Annotated in this window: 18 protein-coding genes; 4 read left to right on the forward strand and 14 right to left on the reverse strand. The window is 67.5% G+C overall.

Features of this window, described 5'->3' with window-relative positions; all coding sequences use genetic code 11:
- Positions 1 to 11: 11 nt before the first annotated feature.
- The 5 genes from fliJ to fliF are packed head-to-tail and all read right to left on the reverse strand — an operon-like array spanning position 12 to position 5,583.
- Positions 12 to 470, reverse strand: coding sequence for a flagellar export protein FliJ (gene fliJ, locus J5T34_RS17740; protein ID WP_174106380.1), 459 nt, complete (start codon positions 468 to 470; stop codon positions 12 to 14).
- Positions 463 to 1,938 (reverse strand): flagellar protein export ATPase FliI, encoded by a 1,476-nt coding sequence (gene fliI / locus J5T34_RS17745; protein WP_244259028.1) that lies wholly within the window; start codon positions 1,936 to 1,938, stop codon positions 463 to 465. Before fliI ends, fliJ begins: the two co-directional genes overlap by 8 nt.
- Positions 1,931 to 2,875 carry a flagellar assembly protein FliH gene (fliH, locus tag J5T34_RS17750; RefSeq protein WP_208581296.1) on the reverse strand — a complete coding sequence of 315 codons (945 nt, stop codon included), beginning with the start codon at positions 2,873 to 2,875 and terminating at the stop codon, positions 1,931 to 1,933. Before fliH ends, fliI begins: the two co-directional genes overlap by 8 nt.
- Positions 2,868 to 3,860 carry a flagellar motor switch protein FliG gene (gene fliG, locus J5T34_RS17755; protein ID WP_208581298.1) on the reverse strand — a complete coding sequence of 331 codons (993 nt, stop codon included), beginning with the start codon at positions 3,858 to 3,860 and terminating at the stop codon, positions 2,868 to 2,870. The genes fliH and fliG overlap by 8 nt, the downstream gene beginning before the upstream one ends.
- Positions 3,850 to 5,583: a flagellar basal-body MS-ring/collar protein FliF gene (gene fliF, locus J5T34_RS17760; protein ID WP_208581300.1), complete on the reverse strand. Its 1,734-nt coding sequence runs from the start codon at positions 5,581 to 5,583 to the stop codon at positions 3,850 to 3,852. The genes fliG and fliF overlap by 11 nt, the downstream gene beginning before the upstream one ends.
- Before the next feature lie 472 nt (positions 5,584 to 6,055).
- Here fliF and fliE point away from each other — a divergent pair, with 472 nt between their 5' ends.
- Complete coding sequence (fliE, locus tag J5T34_RS17765) at positions 6,056 to 6,376, forward strand: flagellar hook-basal body complex protein FliE (protein WP_208581302.1); 321 nt, start codon at positions 6,056 to 6,058, stop codon at positions 6,374 to 6,376.
- A 72-nt stretch (positions 6,377 to 6,448) separates the two neighbouring features.
- On the opposite strand, the gene J5T34_RS17770 is transcribed toward fliE, so the two are convergent.
- The 7 genes from J5T34_RS17770 to J5T34_RS17800 form a co-directional block, all read right to left on the reverse strand.
- A complete protein-coding gene (locus tag J5T34_RS17770) occupies positions 6,449 to 6,736 on the reverse strand; it encodes an EscU/YscU/HrcU family type III secretion system export apparatus switch protein (RefSeq protein ID WP_208581304.1) in 288 nt (95 codons plus the stop codon).
- The gene (locus tag J5T34_RS17775) at positions 6,733 to 8,115 is read right to left on the reverse strand and encodes a flagellar hook-length control protein FliK (RefSeq protein ID WP_208581306.1); all 1,383 of its coding nucleotides are present in this window, start codon (positions 8,113 to 8,115) and stop codon (positions 6,733 to 6,735) included. Before J5T34_RS17775 ends, J5T34_RS17770 begins: the two co-directional genes overlap by 4 nt.
- A 69-nt stretch (positions 8,116 to 8,184) precedes the next feature.
- Positions 8,185 to 8,517, reverse strand: a complete 333-nt coding sequence (locus tag J5T34_RS17780; RefSeq protein WP_208581308.1) for a flagellar protein FliT — start codon at positions 8,515 to 8,517, stop codon at positions 8,185 to 8,187.
- A 2-nt stretch (positions 8,518 to 8,519) separates the two neighbouring features.
- Complete coding sequence (gene fliS, locus J5T34_RS17785; RefSeq protein WP_208581310.1) at positions 8,520 to 8,978, reverse strand: flagellar export chaperone FliS; 459 nt, start codon at positions 8,976 to 8,978, stop codon at positions 8,520 to 8,522.
- A 21-nt stretch (positions 8,979 to 8,999) separates the two neighbouring features.
- The gene (gene fliD / locus J5T34_RS17790; protein ID WP_208581312.1) at positions 9,000 to 10,448 is read right to left on the reverse strand and encodes a flagellar filament capping protein FliD; all 1,449 of its coding nucleotides are present in this window, start codon (positions 10,446 to 10,448) and stop codon (positions 9,000 to 9,002) included.
- Between the two features lie 134 nt (positions 10,449 to 10,582).
- Complete coding sequence (locus J5T34_RS17795; RefSeq protein ID WP_208581314.1) at positions 10,583 to 11,773, reverse strand: FliC/FljB family flagellin; 1,191 nt, start codon at positions 11,771 to 11,773, stop codon at positions 10,583 to 10,585.
- Positions 11,774 to 11,973: 200 nt separating this feature from the next.
- Positions 11,974 to 12,303 carry an RNA chaperone Hfq gene (locus J5T34_RS17800; protein ID WP_208581316.1) on the reverse strand — a complete coding sequence of 110 codons (330 nt, stop codon included), beginning with the start codon at positions 12,301 to 12,303 and terminating at the stop codon, positions 11,974 to 11,976.
- Positions 12,304 to 13,248: 945 nt separating this feature from the next.
- Between J5T34_RS17800 and J5T34_RS17805 the strand changes: the two genes are divergently transcribed.
- The 3 genes from J5T34_RS17805 to J5T34_RS17815 all read left to right on the forward strand — a co-directional run bounded on the left by J5T34_RS17805 (position 13,249) and on the right by J5T34_RS17815 (position 17,488).
- Positions 13,249 to 15,069: a methyl-accepting chemotaxis protein gene (locus J5T34_RS17805; RefSeq protein ID WP_208581318.1), complete on the forward strand. Its 1,821-nt coding sequence runs from the start codon at positions 13,249 to 13,251 to the stop codon at positions 15,067 to 15,069.
- Between the two features lie 119 nt (positions 15,070 to 15,188).
- A complete protein-coding gene (locus J5T34_RS17810) occupies positions 15,189 to 15,689 on the forward strand; it encodes a helix-turn-helix transcriptional regulator (protein ID WP_208581321.1) in 501 nt (166 codons plus the stop codon).
- A gap of 314 nt (positions 15,690 to 16,003) precedes the next feature.
- On the forward strand, positions 16,004 to 17,488 hold the full coding sequence (locus J5T34_RS17815; protein ID WP_208581323.1) for an MDR family MFS transporter: 1,485 nt from the start codon (positions 16,004 to 16,006) through the stop codon (positions 17,486 to 17,488).
- Positions 17,489 to 17,542: 54 nt separating this feature from the next.
- Here the strand turns inward: J5T34_RS17815 and J5T34_RS17820 are convergent, their stop codons facing one another.
- Both J5T34_RS17820 and J5T34_RS17825 read right to left on the reverse strand, forming a co-directional pair.
- A complete protein-coding gene (locus tag J5T34_RS17820) occupies positions 17,543 to 18,973 on the reverse strand; it encodes an FAD-binding oxidoreductase (RefSeq protein WP_208581325.1) in 1,431 nt (476 codons plus the stop codon).
- Between the two features lie 84 nt (positions 18,974 to 19,057).
- A complete protein-coding gene (locus J5T34_RS17825) occupies positions 19,058 to 20,653 on the reverse strand; it encodes a PLP-dependent aminotransferase family protein (protein WP_208581327.1) in 1,596 nt (531 codons plus the stop codon).
- Between the last annotated feature and the right edge of the window lie 31 nt (positions 20,654 to 20,684).

Raw genomic sequence — 20,684 nt, forward strand, 5'->3', positions numbered from 1 at the left:
TGCTTGCTGGCTTATTGGTTGTGTCCGCTGCGGATCTGCTGGCTGGCCACGCGGGCGGCGTATTCGTCGGTGGTGCGCTGTTCGCGGCGGGCCGCAATCTGCTGCTCGCGCGACTCCGCGCGGGCGATCAGCGTGTCGAACGAGTTCAGGCGCTGCTTCTGCTTCTGCCAGTTGGCGCGGCCGGCCAGCAATTGCGATTCGGCCTTGGCCAGCGTCTCGGTCTGCTGGCGGATCGCCGCGTCGAGCGAATCGAGGAACTGCGAGAAGTCGTGCCAGCGCGCCGACGGCATGCCGTTCTGCATCAGCGCCTGCATGCGCGCGCGATATTCCTGGCGGTACTGGGTCAGCGCGGCGAGCTGCTGCTCGGCCTGCGTGCGCTGGCCCTGGAGACGCCCGAGCTCGCGCGCGGCCGTGTCGGTGTCGTTCTGGGCCAGATCGGCCAGCGTGTTCAACGGGGAGGTCTTAGCCATTTGCGCTCCTGTCGAAGAGCAGATGCAGTTGATCGATCGATTCGCCGTAGCCGGCGCGCTCGTGAATGTCCTGCTGCAGGAAGGCTTCCATGCGCGGATGCAGGCGGATCGCCAGATCGAGCTCGGGATCGGCGCCCGGCACGTAGGCGCCCACGCTGATCAGATCGCGGTTGCGCTGGTAGCGCGACATCAATTGCTTGAAGCGGCGTACCGAGCCGAATTGCTCCGGCGAGATCAATGCGGTCATCGCACGGCTGATCGAGGCTTCGACGTCGATCGCCGGATAGTGGCCGGCCTCGGCCAGGCTGCGCGACAGCACGATATGGCCGTCGAGGATCGCGCGCGCCGAATCGGCGATCGGGTCCTGCTGGTCGTCGCCTTCGGCCAGCACGGTATAGAAAGCCGTGATCGAGCCGCCGCCCTCGGCGCCGTTGCCGGCGCGCTCGACCAGCGTCGGCAGCTTGGCGAACACCGAAGGGGGGTAGCCCTTGGTTGCCGGCGGCTCGCCGATGGCCAGCGCGATCTCGCGCTGGGCCATCGCATAGCGCGTCAGCGAATCCATGATCAGCAGCACATGGCGGCCCTGGTCGCGGAAATACTCGGCCAGGCGCGTCGCATAGGCGGCGCCCTGCATGCGCAGCAGCGGCGAGGTGTCGGCGGGCGCGGCCACCACCACCGAGCGGGCGCGGCCTTCCTCGCCGAGGATGTTCTCGATGAAATCCTTGACCTCGCGGCCGCGTTCGCCGATCAGGCCGACCACGATCACTTCGGCGCTGGTATAGCGGGCCATCATGCCGAGCAGCACGCTCTTGCCGACGCCCGAGCCGGCGAACAGGCCCATGCGCTGGCCGCGGCCGACCGTCAGCATGCCGTTGATCGCCCGCACGCCGACGTCCAGCACGGTATCGATCGGGGCGCGCGACAGCGGATTGATCTGCGATCCGGCCAGCGGCACTTCGCGCGCGGCCTGCAAGGGCCCGAGGCCGTCCAGCGGCCGGCCTGCGGCGTCGAGCACGCGGCCGAGCAGGCCTTCGCCGACCGGCAGGCGCTTCGAGCCGGGCTCGCGTGGCGCGCTGTCGCCGCTGGGCAGCGGCGACGGCTCGAGCGGATAGACGCGTGCGCCGGGCACCAGGCCGACCACGTCCGATTGCGGCATCAGATAGAGGCGGTCGGCGCCGAAGCCGACCACTTCGGCTTCCGCCATGCGCGGGCCCTGGCCGGGCGCGCCGGCATGGCCGGGAATTTCGATCAGGCAGTCGCTGCCGACCGGCATGCGCAGGCCCACCGCTTCGAGCACCAGCCCGGCGGCGCGGGTCAGCCGGCCGCAACTGCGCTTGCTGTCGAGCGCCGCGACATTGGCGGCGGCGCCGGACAGCGCGTCGCGCCAGCGCTGCCCATGCAGCTCCGGGGCTACGGTCGAGGCGGTCGCGGCGGAATTCCCCGCCGGCGCGGAAACGGGCTCACGCATCGGGCGCTTCCCAGGGATCGTTGCGGCCGAGCGCCTTGACGACACGGCTCCAGCGCGTGGCCAGCGTCGCATCCAGTTCGCCGCTGGCGGCGCTGGCAATGCAGCCGCCGCGTGCCACCGTCGCATCGGGGCGCACCGACCAGCCGGCCGCTTCGAGCTCGCCGGCCAGATGCGTCTGCACCAGCTCGACATCGTCGGGATTGAGCAGCAGGCAGGGCGCGCCGGACAGCGCCGGTTCGTTGGCCAGCAGCTCGCGGACGGCAGGCAACAGCACGGCCGGGTTGTGGGCGACGGTGTCCTGCACCAGCTTGCGGGCGACGTCGAGCGCCAATGCGATCAGCGTCTGGCCGACTTCGTCGTCGATGTGGCGCAGCGCGCCGGCGAAGGTGGTGGCCAGCTCCTGCAGACGGGCGGCCTCCTGACGCGCGGTTTCGAGGCCGCGCGCATAGCCTTCGCGATGGCCGTCGCCATAGCCTTGCGTCTGGCCTTGCGTGTAGCCCTGCGCATAGCCTTCCTTGCGGGCGCCTTCGCGCATCGCGTCGAGTGCGGCGAAGTCGATCGGCGGCGGCGCCGGCTCGTCCGGTTCGGCTTCGAACGCGGGCGGCGGAGGCGGCGGCGCGTCGAAGGCCGACATCTTCCAGCGGCGCCAGCCGTTGTTGTCGTTGCCCTTGGCGCTCCGTTGGCCGCCGGCAAGCGGCGGCGCGTCGGTGCCGAACGCATCGAAGGACTCGAAGCCGGCGCTGTCGCGGCCGCCACGCAGGTTCAGACCCGCGGACGGCGTGCTGGACGCAGCGGGCGCGGAAGGCGCCGCGGGGCGGGCCTGTCCGCGCGGCTCGTAGCGCGCGCCGAAGCCGTCGTCGCGTTCGTCGGCGCGATCGCCGTCGAGCGGGCCGCCGAGAGGGTGGCCCAGCGCCTGCCGCGCGTAAGGGTTAGACATAGGCATCGTCGCCGGCTCCGATCTGGATCTCGCCGGCGTCGGCCAGGCGTCTTACCACCTGCAGAATGCTCTTCTGCTCGGCCTCGACCTGCGACACGCGCACCGGGCCCAGCGCTTCCAGGTCCTCGCGCAGCATCTCGCCCGCACGGGTCGACATGTTGCGGATGAACTTGTCGCGCAGTTCCTGCGGCGCGCCCTTGAGCGCGACGATCAGCGACTCGGTGGCGATTTCCTTCAGCACGCGCTGGATGCCGCGATCGTCGACTTCCAGCAGGTTTTCGAACAGGAACATCTCGTCGATGATCTTCTGCGCGAGGTCGCTGTCGTGCTGGCGCACGCCGGCGATCACCGCCTCCTCGTGCGTGGTGTTCATCAGGTTGATGATCTCGGCCGCAGTGCGGATGCCGCCCATGCGGCTGCGCTTCAGGCTCTGGCCCGCCAGCAGCTTGGTCAGCACGTCGGTCAGTTCCTGCAGCGCGCCCGGCTGCACGCCGCCGAAGGTGGCAATCCGCAGCACCACGTCGTTGCGCAGGCGGTCGGTGAACAGCGCCAGCACCTCGGAGGCCTTTTGCCGGTCCAGATGGATCAGGATGGTGGCGATGATCTGCGGATGCTCGTCGCGGATCAGCTCGGCCACCGAGTTCGCGTCCATCCAGTTCAGCGAGTCGATGCCGCTGCCCGGATCGCGCGACTCCAGGATGTCCTCGATCACCGACAGCGCGCGTTCCTCGCCCAGCGCCTTGTTCAGGACGCTCTTGATGAAGGTGCTCGAGTCGACCGACAGCGCCAGGAACTGCTCGGTCTCGCTGCGGAACTCGGCCAGCACGGCCGCCATTTCTTCTCGCGTGACGGCGTTCAGCGACGCCATGGCCGAGCCCAGCGTCTGCACTTCGCGCGGCGACAGGTGCTTGAACACCTCGGCCGCCGCATCCTCACCGAGCGACATCATCAGGATGGCGCTCTTCTGCAAGCCCTCACCGTTCATCGCTAGACATCCAGTTCTTGATCACACTGGCGACCAGACGCGGGTCGCGTTGCGCGGCGTCGCGCACCAGGGCGAGATCGCTTTCGTATTTGGCGGTCAGGCGCAGCACTTCCGGATCCGGCTGCTGCTCCTCGACCGGCAGCAGCACCGACTCGGCCGTGTTGGTCTCCGCGGGCGGCGGCAGCGGCGGCGCGGTGTACTTGCGCAGGATCGGCCGTGCCACCTTGAACCACACGAACAGGGCCAGCAGTGCCAGCAGCAGGTATTGCGCGGCGGTCTTGGCCAGCTCGATCATTTCGGGTTGCTTCCACAGCGGCAGTTCGGGCTTGATCTCGTCGCCGGAGGTGAACGGGCTGTTGACCACGTTGAGGGAGTCGCCGCGCGCCGGCGAGAAGCCCATCGCCTCCTTGGCGAGGTTCTCGATCTGCGCCAACTGCGCGGCCGTCAGCGGTTCGCTGGTGATCTTGCCGTTCGCGCCCGCCACCTGGCGATGGTTGACCACCACCGCCACCGACAGACGGCGGATGCCGCCCGGGGCCTGCTGCACATGGCGCACGGTGCGGTCGAGCTCGTAGTTCGTGGTCGAGTCGCGGCGGTTGCTGCTCGGGCCCGCCTGCGCGCCGGCGAGCGCGGCCTGCGTATTGGCGGTGCCGGCCTGCTGGCCCTGGGCCTGCTGACCGGCCTGGCCTTGCTGGCCCGGCTGTCCTTGTTGACCCTGTTGTCCTTGCTGTCCCGGCTGCTGCGTGACCACCGGCGCGGCGGCCTGCAGCGGCGGCTGGTTCGACAGCGCGCCCGGCACGCCGCCGACCGGCGAGCCGCCTTGCTGGCTCGATTCGCTGGTCTGCTGGCTGCGGATCGCCGCGCGGGTCGGGTCCTGGTTCGGCTTGAACGATTCGTCGGTGTGCTCGACGATATTGAAGTCGACGTCGGCGGTGACCTGCGCCTTCACATTGCCCTGGCCGACGATGGGCGCGAGGATCGACTCGACGCGCTGCACATAGGTGCGCTCGAGCGTCTGCACATACTTGAGCTGCGTGGCATCGAGCATGCGCTCGTTGCTGCCGTTGCCGGACAGCAGGTTGCCATGCTGGTCGACGATCGAAATCGACTTCGGCGTCAGCTCCGGCACGCTCGAGGACACCAGATGGCTGATCGCCGCGACCTGACCCTCGTCGATGGCGCGGCCGGGATGCAGCGTCAGCACGATCGAGGCGGTCGGCTTCTGGCGCTCGCGCACGAACAGCGTCGGCTTCGGAATGGCCAGATGCACGCGGGCCGATTGCACCGCGGCGATCGATTCGATCGAGCGCGCGAGCTCGCCTTCGAGCCCGCGCTGGTAGTTGACCTGTTCGGCGAACTGGCTGATGCCGAACTTCTGGTTGTCCATCAGCTCCATGCCGGCATTGCCGCTCTTGGGCAGGCCTTGCGACGCCAGCCGCAGCCGCATCTCATGGACCTTGTCGGCCGGCACCATCACCGCACCGCCGCCCTCGGCGAACTTGTACGGCACGTTCATCTGCTGCAGCGACGCGATCACCGCGCCGCCGTCGCGTTCGGACAGGTTGCTGTACAGGACCTTGTAGTCGGGGCTGCGCGACCACAGCACGCCGACGGCGATCGCGGCGGCCAGCGCGGCGCCGCCGAGCATCAGCGGCAGGCGCGGATTGCCCTTGAAGCGCTCGATCAATTCCGAGCGGTTGCCCAGCACGGCTGCGGCATTCATGCGCGGGCCTCCGTGTTGGCCGACCCGCCGAGCCGGCCGGGCAGGGGCGAACCTTGCCGGGGGCGCAGTGCGCCGCCCTGGCGGTGGCCGGTGTCGGCATGGCTCAGATCACGCAGCAGACAAAACACGCGTACTCTCCGCGATAGTTAAACAAAGGGGCGCCGGTGTCGTTAATGCATTCGCTGGCAGCAAACCAGGGATGCGGATGGGGAGCGGCAAGGCGACAGCCCGCCAGACCCGGCACGGTAGCGATGATCGGTCACCGGGCGCACAGACAATCCGGGGAATAGGGAGGCTTTTCGGTCCGATTTCCCCCTATTCCGGGCGGGACGCGGCGGGTACGCTTCGGCTGCTGGATGGGAAAGGGCGCCCGTATTGCGCGCGCATGCCCGCCCGGCCGACCCAACGTTCGACCAATTCAGGGGAGCCGACCTCGTTTCGGCACCTCGCCAATCACGGAAAAGACAGACCGATGAGTTCGATTGCTTCCATCGAAGGCATGCTGCAGCAGCTGCGCGGCCTGGCGCAGAGCGCGTCGGGCACGACTTCCCAGGCCGCTCCGGCCGCCGCTTCCGGCTTCGCCGGCGAACTGCAGCGCTCGCTGCAAAAGATCAGCGGCGCCCAGGAACGCGCCTACGGCCTGGCCGAGGCGTTCGAGCTCGGCAAGCCGGGCGTTGCGCTGAACGACGTGATGATTGAAATGCAGAAGGCCAGCATTTCGTTCCAGACGGGCGTGCAGGTGCGCAACCGGCTGGCGATGGCGTATCAGGAAGTGATGAATATGGCGGTGTAAGCGTCGCGCTTATCCGCGAAGGCGACCCTTGCGGTCGCCTTTTTGCATTCCGAATCTGGCCTTCGGCGGTCGCTACTCGATCCGCACGATCCCCGTATCCGCCTCCAGCCGATGCAGCCACGCTAGCAGTTCGGCCACCGCCGTATAGAGCTGCGGCGGAATCTGGCTGTCCAGGTCGACCTGCATCAGCAGGTTGACCAGCGTCGGCGAGTCGTGGACATAGACGCCGGCCTCGCGCGCCTGCGCGATGATCGAGTCGGCGATCAGGCCGTAGCCCTTGGCGACCACGCGGGGGGCCGCGTCGTTTTTCTGGTAGGACAGTGCGACGGCGGCGCCGCGGGGCGAGTCCTGCTGGCTCATGCTGCGCCCTCCGCGTCGGTGTCGCGCCGGATCGAGAAGTGCAGCAGGTCGATGCCGCGGGCGCCCAAGTTATTGCGCAGGCGATCCTGCGCGTCGTCCAGCATCCTTGCGATGCGGTCTTCCTGCACGGCCAGGCGGGTTTCCAGACCCGTAGGCGTCAGGGTCAGACGGGCTTCCACCGTTCCCAATTGCGGCAACTCCAGCACCAGGCGACTGGACCACGTGCGTTCGTCCGCGCTGTCGCCGTGCTCGCCGGAGGACCCATGTTCCTGCTGGCGTTCGGCGATATCCCATTGCATCGGCGTACCGGGCCACGCTTCGCCGGCCCAGCGAAACTGCTGGGTGGCCAGCAGTTCGAGTTGCTGGCGCACGATGCCTTCCGTATTCGGATGGATGGCGGGCGCGGCTTCGGTCTTCGCCATATTGGCCGTCGCGTCGGGCCGCGCCGGTGCGTCGTCGCTGCCCGCGCTCGGCGTCTGCGAGCCAGCCTGGCGCGCGGCGTCGTTGGCGGCGGCCTGGTAAGCCTGCGCAGCTGCCTGCAGCGCGCGCGATGTTTCGCCGCCGCGCGGTGCGTCGCCGGTGCGGGCGCCGGTGTCGCCCGGCGTCGCGGCGGGTTCTTCGGCGGCACCATCCGGGCCCGTGCCGGCCGCGGAGCGGGCCGCATTCAACGCGGCGTCGAGCACCGCTTGCGAGGGCTCGGCCGCGGCGAGGGCCTGGATCGCGTTGCTCAGGGCCTGGGCGTCGGACGGCGATGCGGAGGGCAGGTTCGGAAGGGGGGCGGTGGCCGAAGGACGCATCGGAGCGCCCGGTTGCGGTCCGTAGGCCCCGGTCGCGGGTGCCTGACCCGAAGCGGCACTGCCATGCGCTGCGCCGCCGGCGCCGAGATAGGGATTCCGGCCGATTCCGGCCTGCGGCTCGCGGGCGAGACTTGCCAACCCCCGTGCGCCGGCAATCCATTGCGCCAGATGCGATTCGTAGAACAACCCGCTGTCCTGCACCAGGTGCATCAGCGCCTGCCGCACGTGCGCGGTTCCCTCGGGCAGGCGCGTGGGCGGTACCGCCAACAGCGGACCGGCGCTGCGCAGCGGCGCTGCCGAGCCCTGGGCCAGCAAGGTAAGGATGGTGCGGGCGGCAAAGCTGAGGGTTTCGCGAGTGGAACCGACCGGCGTGGTGCCGGGAGCCTGGCTCTGTGGACCGGTTCGCACCGGCAGTTCGACCGCGCCGGTGGAGGTCCCGTCGGACTGCCGGACCGTGGCGCCGCCGGGACTGGTCGTCGGAATCAGCGCGGCGAGCTTGTTGGCCGAGACCTGCGCGCGCAGCGTGTTGGCATCGAGGCTTTGCCCTGACGGCGAACCGGGCGGCAAATGGATCGCGGTCATGGGGAGGGTTCCGGATGGTCCGCTGGGTCACCGGCTCGCCGGCGACGGCCAGCGGGACCCGGCATGGGCTCAGGCAAGCGTGCGATAGGCGTGCGAAAGGTTCTGGCGGCGGCGCGAATCGCCCAGCAATTGGCCCAGGCGCGCCAGGTGCGGCAGCATCAGGTCGCGGATGCGGGCGTCGTAGGCCAGAATCCGGTCGAGCAGCGCGTGGCGGCGCATCCGTTCTTCGGCCGAGACCGGAACGTTGTGCTCGAGCTCGCGCAGGCGGTCCACCACGGCCAGGTAGACCGTCTGCACATCGTTGAACGCGGTCCAGTTTTCCGCCTCGGCGGCTTCGAGCATCTGCTCGGACAGAACCAGCAGTTCCTCGTAGTTCAGCACGGTGGGAGACACGGCGTGCATGATCAGTTCTCCTGCGCTACGGCAACGGCTTCCGACTGGGCCGGAGCCGCCGATTGCACGGCATGGTCGCCCGCTTCCGGTTCGCCGATCTGCGCCCATGCGGTGGCGAGGTTTTCCAGCAGCGCGTCGACCTCGTTGAGCAGCGTGACGTCGCTGCGCACATTGGCCAGCAGCAGGCGGCGGGTCATGTAGTCGTACAGCGCTTCGAGGTTGGCGGCGATCTCGCCGCCGGTGTCGTGGTCCAGCACCGCGCGCAGGCCGTTGTCGACGATGTCGATCGCCTTCGAGATGGCCTGGCCGCGCGCCTGCACGTCGCCCGCATCGAGATGGAACTTGGCCCGTGCGATGGCCGAGCGCGCGCCGTCGTACAGCATGGCGATCAGCTTGTGCGGGCTGGCGCTCATCGCCCCGGTCTGCACGCCGACCCGGGCATAAGCGTTGATTGCTTGGCGCGCATACATGATGGCGATCCTTGCCGTTGGTTACTTCTTGGTCTGGTTGGCCAGCGCGGCGAATTGCTCGGTCAGGTAGCTGCGGGTCTGATTGAGCTTGCTGACCAGCAGGTCCAGCTGGGTGAACTGCGCGCGGTAGCGTTCGATGGTCGTGTTGACGCGGTCCTCGACCTGCGCGTAGCGGTCTTCCAGGTCCTTCAGGCTCTCGGTCAGGCCATCGGTAGCGATCTTGATCGCCCCGTTGGTTTCGTTCAGGTCGTCGATGGCATCGGTGATCTGCTTGCCGTAGCCGCCGGTGCCGGTGGTGTGCGAGAACATCGAGGTCACGCCGCCGAGGTTCTCGCCGATCGCCTTGGTCAGCTTCTTGTCGTCGACCTGCAGCGTGCCGTCCTTGGTGAACGAGACGCCGATTTCCGACAGCGTGATCGTGCCGCCCTTGCCGTCGGGCTGCGGCACGTTGAGCATGCTGCGCAGATTGGTCTGGATCGAGCGCAGCGTGCTGTCGCCGTTCAGTGCGGCGCTGCTGCCGGTGGTCGTGTCGAACGCGGTCAGCGACTTGGCCGTGTTCTGGATGTTGTTGTACGCGGTGACGAAGCCCTGGATCGCGGCCTTGATCGCGTCGGTGTCGCGCGTCACGGTCAGGCTGGTGGTGCCGGTCTTGTTCAGCGTCAGCGTGACGCCCTGAGCCGCATCGGCAACGGTATTGCTCTGGCTGACCACGTCGATGCCGTTGATCTCCAGCTTGGCGTTGGTGGCGCGCACCGTCTCCTGCATGCCGCTCGGTTGCGCCGCCTGGGTCGGATCGAAGCCGACCAGATTGCTCAGTTCGGGGCTGTCCGCGGTAATCCGCATGCTGGACTTTTCGCCAGTCGTGTTCGACGTCAGCACCAGGCGATAGGGCGTGCCGCTGCCGTCATTGACGATGCTGGCGGTCACGCCGACGTTGGCCTGATTGATCGCGTCGCGGATGCCCTGCAGCGTGTTCTGGCCCGGCTTGATCTCCACCGTCTTGGTGCGCGCGGCATCGGCGGTGAAGCCCAGCGGATCGGTGTAGCCGCCGGTGCCTTCGTTGTAGCCCTGGCGCTCGCCGAACTCGAAAGTGATCTTGCCGGTGCCGATCGCGGTGGTCTGGCTGGCGACGTTGGTGCCGACCAGCGATTGCGCCTGTGCGAGGCTGGTGACGTTGACCGAGTAGGTGCCCGGCACGGCGTTGGAGCCTGCCGCGGCGGTCATGATGTCGGTGGAACCGGCCACCGCCTTGGCGGCGCCGAAGGTGGCGGCATCGGCCAGCTTCTTGGCGGCGCTCTGGTAGGCGGACAGCACGCTGCTGAGCGTGCCGTAGGCGGAAAGCTTGGCTTGGTAGCTGGACGCCTGGGTTTCGAGCAGCTTCAGCGGCGTCTTTTCCGCGGCCTCGAGTTTCTCGAGCAGCGAGCCGAGTTCGAGTCCGGAGCCGACACCGATGTTGGAGATGGTAGCCATAGTCTTTTGCCTTTGTTGTTCAGCTTGTCTACGTCAACGCGTCCCAAGAAACGCTTTGCAGGCAGCGAACTGCCTGCGAAGCATTCCCAGCGGAAAACCGGGCCTTGCGGCCCGGGCTTCCGCGCCGTTGCGAATTAACGCAGCAGCGACAGCACGTTTTGCGTGGTCTGGTTGGCTTGCGCCAGCACCGAGGTGCCAGCTTGCTGCAGGATCTGCGCGCGGGTCATGTTCGACACTTCCGTTGCGTAGTCAGCGTCCTGGATGCGCGAACGCGAAGCCGACAGGTTGGTCACCGTGGTGCCCAGATTCGAGATCACCGAGTCGAAACGGTTTTGCACCGCACCCAGCGAGCTGCGCAGCGTGTCGACGTCCGCCAGGGCTGCGTCCAGCTTGGCCAGCGGGTTCGAGCTCGCGCCCGAGGTGATGCTGGCCAGTTGGATGTTGGCGGTGTCGATCGCGAAAGCAGCCGAGGTCGGGGTCGACAGGTCAGCCGATTGCGGGTCCAGAGCGATGTAGAACTCCTTCGCCACGGTCGCTTCGACTTCGAAGCCCTTGGCCTTCAGCGTGCTGACTTCGGTCGCGTCGGCGGCCGTGATCGTCACGGTGGCGAACCAGTTGCCGTTGTCGTCCTTCTCGGCCGTGGCGGCCAGGGCCACGCTGCCGGCAGCGACGCCCAGGCGCGAGGCCAGGTCGCCAGCGTTGGCTTCGCTCACAGCGGTACCGGTGACTTGCGTCGTGGCGCCGTAGGCGGCTTGGTAGTCGGCGGCGACCAGAGCGGCCGGCGTGCCCTTCGGGCCCGACACGTTGAAGCCGTCCAGACCCAGGGTCTTGGCGGTGATTTCCTTCAGGTCGATGGCGATGATTTCGCCGTCGTTCGCGCCGACCTGGATGTTCATCTTGGTGTCCTTGGCCAGAACCTTGACGCCGTTGAACTGGGTCTGTTCCGAGACACGGTTGATTTCTTCCAGACGCTGCTTGATTTCGTCCTGGATCGACTGCAGGTCGGAGCTCGAGTTCGAACCCGTGGCGGCTTGCACCGACAGTTCACGGATACGCTGCAGGTTGTTGTTGACTTCCGTCAGCGCGCCTTCGGTCGTCTGCGCCAGCGAGATGCCGTCGTTGGCATTGCGCTGAGCTTGCGTCAGGCCGCGGATGTTGGCGGTGAAGCGGTTGGCAATCGCTTGACCAGCCGCGTCGTCCTTGGCGCTGTTGATACGCAGGCCCGAGGACAGGCGCTGGATCGCGGTGTTCAGCGCCGATTGCGACGTGTTCAGGTTGTTCTGAGTCATCAGAGACAACGAGTTGGTATTAATGACTTGCGCCATGGTACGACTCCTATTTGCAATGTTTTACGCATTCCGGCGGGTGCCGTAACGTTGGCTGCCTGCACTGCAGGGCGTGAAGTGCCTCCGTTGCCAAGGTTATCGACCGGGCTGCCGAAAGGTTTAGAGTGATCTTCAGGCGGCGGTGCGGAAAGCTGTCATTGCAAGGCTGCGGGCAGGCTTGTGGGGGCTGCCGGCGGGGCTCAGGCGCGCCGCCGGGTCCGGGTGCGGGGGGTAAAGAGGCGGACAAACTCGGGCGGCACCTCGTCGCGGGGCAATTCGATCGGTTGTCCGTCGGCACTGTCCGGGGTGATCGCGGCGATCGCATGCTTGTAGACGATCTGGGGCGCCGGGTCGCCCGGGGCCACGCCGAGCAACACCATATAAGCGTCCGCGCCGACCACGATCCCGTGCAGGCGCACGCCGCTGGTCAGATGGAGGACCACCGGATGGCGGCTGGCGCGGTGAAACGCCAGTTGTCGGTCCTGCAGCTGACGGCCCGGGCGAATGCTTCTGATTTCCTGATACTTCACGACTTCTCCGGTCGAGCCCGATTGGGTTCTGTCGGCAGGCAACGGTACGGGGATCGAGCACGAACCAGCGCGGATGCGGCGTGACGGTATCCGTGTTGGCGAGAGCCTGATCATGGCGAGGGATGAAACATTCGCTCTCGGTACCGGCGCGGGGGAAGTCATCGCGTGTCCTTGCGGCCGTGGCGCTTGTGGTTCGCGGATGTTGTGCCTCGACGGTCGGACTGGCGGTGCTGCCAGGAGAGAAGGGGAATACTTCGGCCCGGAGAGTAACAAATTTTTACAACTCGGGGTTCGAAGGAGCCTCGGCAAGTGCCTAGAAGTAAACCTCTAATTAAGCGCTTGCGTACAAATGCCGATATACCTAGCGGTTCAAAGCGTAAAGTGGCTTCCGATGCGCCGGCGATGGCCTGCGCCACATGAAACGCCAGTTTCCATCCGAGTACGTACTCACCTCGGCACATCTTGTCGCGTATTGCAACGTCCCTGTCTTGTTTTATTCATAAAACAAAGTAGGCGTCACTATCGGCATTTACCCTGATGGAAACTGTATTTACACCTCATCTAAGCACCGCTATAGTCGGCCACGAGCCAATCGGCTCTAGCAGTCCTGGAAAGCCTACGAGCACCCCGCGCGTGGGCTTCTTTTTTTGTGCCCGCGTCCTGTGCAATGCCGGACGTCTCGCCGCCTCAGGCGGAATACCGGATGCTCGGCGTCAATTGAACACCTGTCCCGGCCGTGGCGATCGGTGGAGTTGACGGGTTTTTTGCCCCTTGTTTTCCGTTTGGGCGTGGCACCAATGCCTGCCATCTCGTCCCCTGGACATTTCCGGCCGACACCCGGCACCCAGCCCATCCGCTCCCATCAAGAAAGCATCCCTTTCTGCCGTTAGCGATGCACCGCCGCGCATGCGCGCGGGCGTCGACTACGAGAGGAAAGGGGGCGGTATGGGAGGATGGAAGCATTTCGGCATTGGCGCGCGCCTGGCGGGGGCCTTTGCCGCGATGGTTGCGCTGCTGGCCGTGGTGGCAGGCTTCGGCCTGCTCGCGCTTGGCGATATGAACGCGTCGATGCGGGCGACCGTCGAGCAGCGCCTGCTCAAGGTGATGGAGCTGGACGGCGTCAAGGAGGGGGCGCAGGCCATCGGCATCATGGTCCGGGACGCGGTGTTGACCGAGGATCCGGCCGTGGTCCAGCAGAACGTCGGCCGCGTCAACGAGCGCCGCAAGCAGATGAGCGCCACGCTCGACGACCTGTCGAAGCTGATCGCTGCCTCCGACAATGCCGCGCTCAAACAGGTCTTCGACGAACTGGGCAAGCATCGCGCCGCCTATAACACCCAGCTCGACCAATTGCTGACGCAGCTGCAGGCGGGCGAGTTCGTCGCCGCGCGTGCCGGGCTGATCGTCACGCTGCCGGCCGCGCAGGCGGCGTATTTCGAGCGCCTGGACACGCTGATCGCCTCGGGCCGCAAGATGGCCGTCGAGGCGGTGCAGCAGGCCCAGGCCGACTATCTGTTCACGCGCAATCTGCTGCTCGCGCTGGGCGCGGTGTCGGCCCTGCTGGCGGTCGGACTCGCCGTGGCGATCACGCGCTCGATCACCGGGCCGGCGCGGCAGGCGTTGGCGGCGGCGGAGGCGCTGGCACAGGGCGACCTGGCCTTTGCGATCCGCGCCAACGGCAATGACGAGATGGGCCGGATGCTGAAGGCGATGCAGCGCGCCTTCGCGGAACTGTCCGTACTGGTGCGCGGCATTCAGAGCGCTTCGGGGGCGATCGACGGCGCCACGCGCGAGATTGCCAAGGGCAACACCGATCTGTCGCAACGTACCGAGGAACAGGCTGCCTCGCTGGAGCAGACCGCCGCCTCGATGGAGCAGCTGACCTCGACCGTGCGCCAGAACGCCGACAACGCCCGCCAGGCCAACCAGCTCGCGGTCAATGCCTCGGCCGTGGCGGCCGAGGGCGGACGTACCGTGCGCAGCGTGGTGGAGACGATGCAGGGCATTTCGCAGTCGTCGTCCAAGGTTGCCGAAATCATCGGTGTGATCGAGGGCATCGCCTTCCAGACCAATATCCTGGCGCTGAACGCCGCGGTCGAAGCTGCGCGCGCCGGCGAGCAGGGACGCGGCTTCAGCGTGGTGGCGGCCGAGGTGCGCAGCCTCGCCCAACGCAGCGCGGCGGCGGCCAAGGAGATCGGCGAGCTGATCAACCGCTCGGTCGAGCAGGTGGAAGTCGGCGCCCGCCAGGTCGAACAGGCCGGCGGCACCATGGACGGCATCGTGGAAGCGGTCCGCCGCGTGACGGACATCATGGGCGAGATCTCCGCCGCCAGCGCCGAGCAGTCGACCGGCATCGAGCAGGTGAACCGCGCGATCGCGCAGATGGAAAGCGTGACGCAGCAGAACGCGGCACTGGTCGAGCAGGCTGCCGCGGCCGCCGAAAGCCTGCAACAGCAGGCCGCCGGGCTGGTGCAGGACGCGGCGAAGTTCCGCGTCGAGGCTTCGCCAGCCGCGTTGCCGCGCGCCACCGAATCGGCCCGGGAACCGGTGCTTGCCGTGCCAGCGCTGACGGCCAAGGCTGCGCAGCGGGCTGCCCCAGCCTCGCCGCGCGCGACGGCCGCGACTGGCAAGGTCGCCGCTACGGGTTCTCGTGCCGATCATGTTGCCGCGAGCGTCGCGAAGTCTCGTAGCGCGCCGGTGCGGCCCGCCGCGCTGGCCACCGCGGCAGCGCCGGGCGCCGGCGGGGATGACTGGCAGAGCTTCTAAAACGAGTTGGGGCGCGAGGCAGGCGCCCCAGCGGTGCGCGACCCTCCGCCGGCGCGACGGACGCAAGAATTTGGCGCCCAAGTTTGTCGTCTATACTTGACACAATTGGAGGGCGCCAAATGAATGTCGCTTTATTCGGCCATGCCATTCGTCGCAAGCGGATAGAGCTGGGTCTTACCCAGCAGCAATTGGCCGATATGGCGGGACTGTCGCGACAGACGTTGAACGGCATCGAGCACGGCCACGTCAACGTCACCCTGGGCACGCTCGGCCCTCTCGTGGAAATCATCGGCCTGTCGTTGGAACTCACGGATCCAGAACAGAAGCGCGGTCGGCCCGCTCGCGCGGTATGGATGGCCGCGAAAGGCGCAAACACCAGTTATTCGGGCGAGCTGACGCCAATGGCATTGGAGCATGCCTTGATCACCGGCCAGGTCCCCGACGAACTGCAGCCCCAGGTCGCACAAATCCTCGACGAGGCGCCGCTGCAGCTGGTGACAAAGATGGTGGCGGAAGTGGCCTCGCGCCACGATCGAAAGCCCCGTGAGGTCTGGAAAAACTTGCGCCAGATGGCACGCGCGCTGATGGCAACGCGGGGCGGCCTATGGGCAAGACCGTGAAACTTCGCGGGACAGCACCAAGGGCCGCAAGGGCGGGTAAAAGCGCGCCGAAAGGCACACTTTTAAGCAACCGCCTACAATAGCCGTCTGTCCTTCATTAGAAAAGCCGGTCCGGCCAGCGTGGTCGTGCACCGGCTGTCTTGTTTCTCGTTGCCCGCCCGATGACCGCTCCCCTTTTTTCTGGCCAGCGCCTTGCCGGCGCGGCTGCTTCCGTTGCGGCTGCCGCCGGTTCGCCGGCGTCGCCCGCCGCGTCACCGCTTCCGCCTGAGCCCATCCAACCCGGCGAGCCGACCGGGACGCCCCCGGTGCCCGTGATGCAGGTCATCTTCGGCCTGATGCTGGCGATCCTGCTCGGGGCGCTCGAACAGTCCATCGTGGCCGTGGTCTTGCCCGAGATCGCCTTGCGGCTGAACGGATTCGACGTGATGGCCTGGGTCGTGTCGGCCTATCTGATTGCCTCGACCGTGGCCACGCCGATCTACGGCAAGCTGTCCGACGTGCTCGGCCGGCGCTCGGTGCTGTCGTTCGCGATCGTGCTGTTCCTGCTGGCGTCGATTGCCTGCGCGCTGGCGCAGACGATGCCGCAGCTGATCGTCGCGCGCATCCTGCAGGGGCTGGGCGGCGGCGGTCTGATCTCGGTGTCGCAGGCCGCCATTGCCGACGTGGTGCCGCTGCGCGAACGCGGCCGCTATCAGGGTTATGTCAGCGGCGTGTGGGCGGTGGCCAGCATGGCGGGACCGGTGATCGGCGGTTATCTGGCGCACTACCTGTCATGGCGCTGGATTTTCTGGATCAATCTGCCGCTGGCGCTGTTGGCGCTGGTGACCGTGCGCCGGGCGCTGCGTCATCTGCCGGCCGGCGGCGGCCGCAAGCATCCGATCGACTATCTCGGTGCGTTGCTGTTTGGCGGCGGCCTGACCGGCGTGCTGGTGTTCCTGACGCGCCTGGGTCAGGGGCACGATGTCTGGCGCGCCGACTCGCTCGGCTTGCTGGCGGCCGGCGCGGTGGCATTGCTGCTGTTCTTCTGGCAGGAGCGTCGCGCGGCCGATCCGGTGATTCCGTTGGCGATGCTGCGCGTGCCGACGGTGGCGATCTGCTGCATCACGCTGTTCCTGTGCTTTTTCCAGTTGATCGCGATGTCGGTGCTGTTGCCGCTGCGCTTTCAGGTGGTGGGCGGCGCGCAGGCCGACAGCGCGGCGCTGCGCCTGGTGCCGCTGACGCTGGCGATTCCGTTCGGTGCCTTTATCGCGGGCCGGCTGATGACCTGGAGCGGCCGCTACAAGCCCTTGCAGCTGATCGGCGCCGCGGCCGCGCCGCTGGTGATCGCAGCGCTGGCCTTCGTCGATCCGCGCGCGGTGGTCCTGACCGCGGTCGTGATGGTCGCGCTGGGTCTGGCCATCGGCCTGCAGCTGCCGAGCGCGCTGGTGGCGACGCAGAACGCGGTGCCGCCGCAGCAGGTCGGCGTTGCCACCGCGCTGACGGCGTTCTCGCGGATGCTGGGCGGCGCGGTCGGCGTTGCGGTGCTGACCACCGTGCTGATCGCGCTGCTGCGCCATAGCGGCATGGCGGTCAGTCCGCTGCCCGGCGGCGAGGACGTGCTGATGCATCTGTTCCGCGAGGTGCTGTCGCTCGGCGAGGGCGCCGAGGCGGCGGTGGTGCGCCAGACCGCCGAACGCGCTTTCCGCGCGCTGTTCCTGGCGAGCGCGGCGGTATCGCTGCTGGCGCCGCTGCTCGTCGTGCGGCTGCGCGAGGCGACGCTGCGCGGCAGCCCGGTCAAGGCCGCGGCGAGCGTCGAATAGCGGTCGAAACATCGGGGCGCGCCATGGCATTGCATGGGGCGCGCCCTCGGCCGTTCAATCCAGATCCACCACCCGGCCCGGGCACAGGATATGGTGCGGATCGAGCGTCCGCTTCAGCAGGCGCATGACCGCCAGCTCCTCCGGCGTGCGCGAGCAACCCAGAAACGGCTTCTTGTGCGTGCCGATGCCGTGCTCGGCCGAGATGCTGCCGCCAAAGTCCTGCACGACGCGATAGACCACCTCGCTGATCTCGTGCTCGGGGAAGTCGGCCAGCGCGACATTGGGCAGATAGACGCTGACATGCAGATTGCTGTCGCCGACATGCCCGAAATTCACCAGCTCGGCATCCGCCCATCGGTCCAGCACGGCGCGGCGCAGGGCCTGCGCAAACTCGCCGATCTTGCCGATCGGCAGACTGACGTCGAAGGCGGCGTTGGGCGCCCACATCACCGGAAACTCGGCCACGGCGTCGCGCAGCTGCCAGAAGCTCTGCGCTTCCTTGTCGCTGGCCGCGACCGCGGCGTCCTGGATCAGGCCCGCATCCATGGCAGTTTCCAGCATCGCCTCGAAGGCGGGCGCGTCCTGTCCCGCGTCGTCGCCCTGCAGATCCAGCAGCACGTAGAAGGGATGACCCGCGGGCAGCGGCGCACGCACGCCGGACACGCGTGTGGTGACCAGTTCGTAGAAGTCGGCCCACATCACCTCGAACGCCGACAACCTGCCGGCCAGCTTGCGCTGCGCATGGCGGAGCAACTGCACCACGTCTTCGTAGCGCGATAGCGCGCACAACGCGGTCTGCGTGCTGGCGGGCAGCGGCGCGAGCTTGAGCACCGCGCGCGTGATCACGCCGAGCGTGCCTTCGCTGCCGATGAACAGCTGGCGCAGGTCGTAGCCCGCATTGTTCTTCAGCATCTTGTTCAGCGACGTCAGCACGGTGCCGTCCGCCAGCACCGCCTCGAGGCCCAGCACCTGATCGCGCATCATGCCGTAGCGGATCACGCGATTGCCGCCGGCATTGGTGGCGATATTGCCGCCGATCTGGCAGCTGCCGCGCGCGCCCAGGTCCACCGGCAGCAGCCAGTCCGCTGCCCGCGCGGCTTCCTGTGCGGCCTGCAGCGTGGTGCCCGCCATCACGGTCATGGTGCCGGCCTGTTCATCGATCTCCTCGACACCGCGCATCCGTTCCAGCGACAGCACCAGTTCGCCCCCCGCGGGCGTCGCGGCGCCGGCCAGTCCGGTCAATCCGCCCTGCGGCACCACCGGCTGGCGATGGCGATGGCAGATCGCCAGCACGGCGGACACCTCGGCGGTATTGCGCGGCCTCGCCACTGCGATCGGCGGATTCGGATCGAGCGGGGCGTACCAGTCCTTGCGAAAGCGCGTCTCGATGGCGTCACCGGTTTGCAGGCCGGCGGGGTCGAGCACCGCGGCCAGTTCGGACAGCGGGGCGTCGCGGCTCGCGGCCGCGGATTGGGTTTGCGTCATTGGGCTCGCCATCAAGGGTCTCGTAATGGATCGGGTGGATAGAAAAGAAGGGTACAAGCAGGGCGCAAGCATTCGGCAGCGCGATCACGCGCCGCTCCACGCCTCGCGATTGATCTTCACCGTCGACTCGCGTCGCGGCGCCTGCGTGCGGGCCAGATGCTCCATCGCCGGTTCGATGACCTCGGCCAGCTTGCGGAACGCCGGCCCGATCTCTTCCTCGGGCACGCAGGCATAACCCATCAGCAGGCCCTGGCGCGCTTGCGTCTCGTCGCTGTAGTAGCGCGACAGCGGCCGCGCGCTCAGGCCCTGCGTGCGTGCCGCCATGCTGATGCCGAGGTCGTCGGCGCCCGGCGGCAGATGCATGACCAGATGCAGCCCCGCCTCGTGCGTGGAGGTGGGCCAGTCCGCGCCGAAACGCTCGGCGATCGCCTCGCGCAGCAGGCTCTGCCGCTGCGCATAACGCAGCCGCACGCGCCGGATATGAGTGGCGTAGTGGCCTTCCTCGATGAAGTCGGCCAGCACCGCCTGCTGGATCAGCTGTCCCTCGCGGAACAGCTCCGACAACCCGGTCGCGAAATGCGGGGCCAGCGGTTTGGGCAACACCATGAAGCCCATGCGGATGCCGGGAAACAGGGTCTTGGAGAAGGTGCCCATGTAGATCACGCGATCGTGCTCGTCGAGCCCTTGCAGCGAGGCGAGCGGGCGGCCCTCGAAGCGGAATTCGCTGTCGTAGTCGTCCTCGACGATCCAGACGCCGCGCTGGCGCGCGTACTCGAGCAGCATGCGCCGGCGCGACAGGCTCATCACGGTGCCGAGCGGGTACTGGTGCGACGGCGTGGCGAAGATGAAGCGCGGCGGGTTCTGCAGCGTGGCCGCATCGGGCGCGATGCCCTCGCCGTCGACCGGCACCGGGATCGGCTCCACGCCCGAGTTGGCCAACAGGCTGCGCGTGCCCCAGTAGCCCGGATCCTCCATCCACGCCTTGTCGCCGGGGTCCGCCAGCAGGCGGGCGATCAGGTCGATGGCCTGATGGATGCCGGTCGTCATGATGATCTGTTCGGGATCGCACCGTACGCCGCGCGCCAGGCGGAGATGCTCGGCCAGGACGCGGCGCAGCGGCATATGGCCGCCGTTGTGCGCGTACGTCAGCAACTCGGGGCGCGGTTCGCGCCAATGTTTGTTCAGCAGGCGGGTCCAGACCGCGCGCGGGAACAGCGAGACGTCGGGCACGCCGGCCATGAATGCACCCCATTGGCGATCGGACGCACCGGCATGCGACACCAGATGCTGGCCGCGCCGCGAAAGCGCAAAGCGGTTCGGGTTTTGCTGCGCTGCAGGCACGGTGATGGTGCCATTGGCGCCTCCAACCTTGTTCAACGCACTATGGTCGGGAAAGGTGTGCGACACAAAGGTGCCACTTCCCGTCGATGCCGTGACATAGCCCTCGGCCAGCAGCTGCTCGTAGGCATAGAGCACGGTGTTGCGCGACACCCCCACTTCCTTGGCCAGCATCCGCGACGCCGGCAGCTTGCAGCCAGCGGGGATAGTCCCTGCAAGGATTTCCTGACGAATGATCTGATAGACCTGCCGGTTCATATGCGTACCGGCCTTGTCGGCGAGGCCGTCGGTCGGCCGTTCCAGCCGTTGCAGCAACAGCTCGGAAAGAATGGACGCTTTCAAAATGGCTCCAGCAAAAACGGCAAATATGGAC

This window comes from Cupriavidus gilardii, from assembly GCF_017598945.1.
Lineage (GTDB): Bacteria > Pseudomonadota > Gammaproteobacteria > Burkholderiales > Burkholderiaceae > Cupriavidus > Cupriavidus gilardii_E.

Coding starts and splice junctions, on each gene's coding strand:
- fliJ (WP_174106380.1), bottom strand. CDS start 470: ATGGCTAAGACCTCCCCGTTGAACACGCTGGCCGATCTGGCCCAGAAC.
- fliI (WP_244259028.1), bottom strand. CDS start 1,938: ATGCGTGAGCCCGTTTCCGCGCCGGCGGGGAATTCCGCCGCGACCGCC.
- fliH (WP_208581296.1), bottom strand. CDS start 2,875: ATGTCTAACCCTTACGCGCGGCAGGCGCTGGGCCACCCTCTCGGCGGC.
- fliG (WP_208581298.1), bottom strand. CDS start 3,860: ATGAACGGTGAGGGCTTGCAGAAGAGCGCCATCCTGATGATGTCGCTC.
- fliF (WP_208581300.1), bottom strand. CDS start 5,583: ATGAATGCCGCAGCCGTGCTGGGCAACCGCTCGGAATTGATCGAGCGC.
- fliE (WP_208581302.1), top strand. CDS start 6,056: ATGAGTTCGATTGCTTCCATCGAAGGCATGCTGCAGCAGCTGCGCGGC.
- J5T34_RS17770 (WP_208581304.1), bottom strand. CDS start 6,736: ATGAGCCAGCAGGACTCGCCCCGCGGCGCCGCCGTCGCACTGTCCTAC.
- J5T34_RS17775 (WP_208581306.1), bottom strand. CDS start 8,115: ATGACCGCGATCCATTTGCCGCCCGGTTCGCCGTCAGGGCAAAGCCTC.
- J5T34_RS17780 (WP_208581308.1), bottom strand. CDS start 8,517: ATGCACGCCGTGTCTCCCACCGTGCTGAACTACGAGGAACTGCTGGTT.
- fliS (WP_208581310.1), bottom strand. CDS start 8,978: ATGTATGCGCGCCAAGCAATCAACGCTTATGCCCGGGTCGGCGTGCAG.
- fliD (WP_208581312.1), bottom strand. CDS start 10,448: ATGGCTACCATCTCCAACATCGGTGTCGGCTCCGGACTCGAACTCGGC.
- J5T34_RS17795 (WP_208581314.1), bottom strand. CDS start 11,773: ATGGCGCAAGTCATTAATACCAACTCGTTGTCTCTGATGACTCAGAAC.
- J5T34_RS17805 (WP_208581318.1), top strand. CDS start 13,249: ATGGGAGGATGGAAGCATTTCGGCATTGGCGCGCGCCTGGCGGGGGCC.
- J5T34_RS17810 (WP_208581321.1), top strand. CDS start 15,189: ATGAATGTCGCTTTATTCGGCCATGCCATTCGTCGCAAGCGGATAGAG.
- J5T34_RS17815 (WP_208581323.1), top strand. CDS start 16,004: ATGCAGGTCATCTTCGGCCTGATGCTGGCGATCCTGCTCGGGGCGCTC.
- J5T34_RS17820 (WP_208581325.1), bottom strand. CDS start 18,973: ATGACGCAAACCCAATCCGCGGCCGCGAGCCGCGACGCCCCGCTGTCC.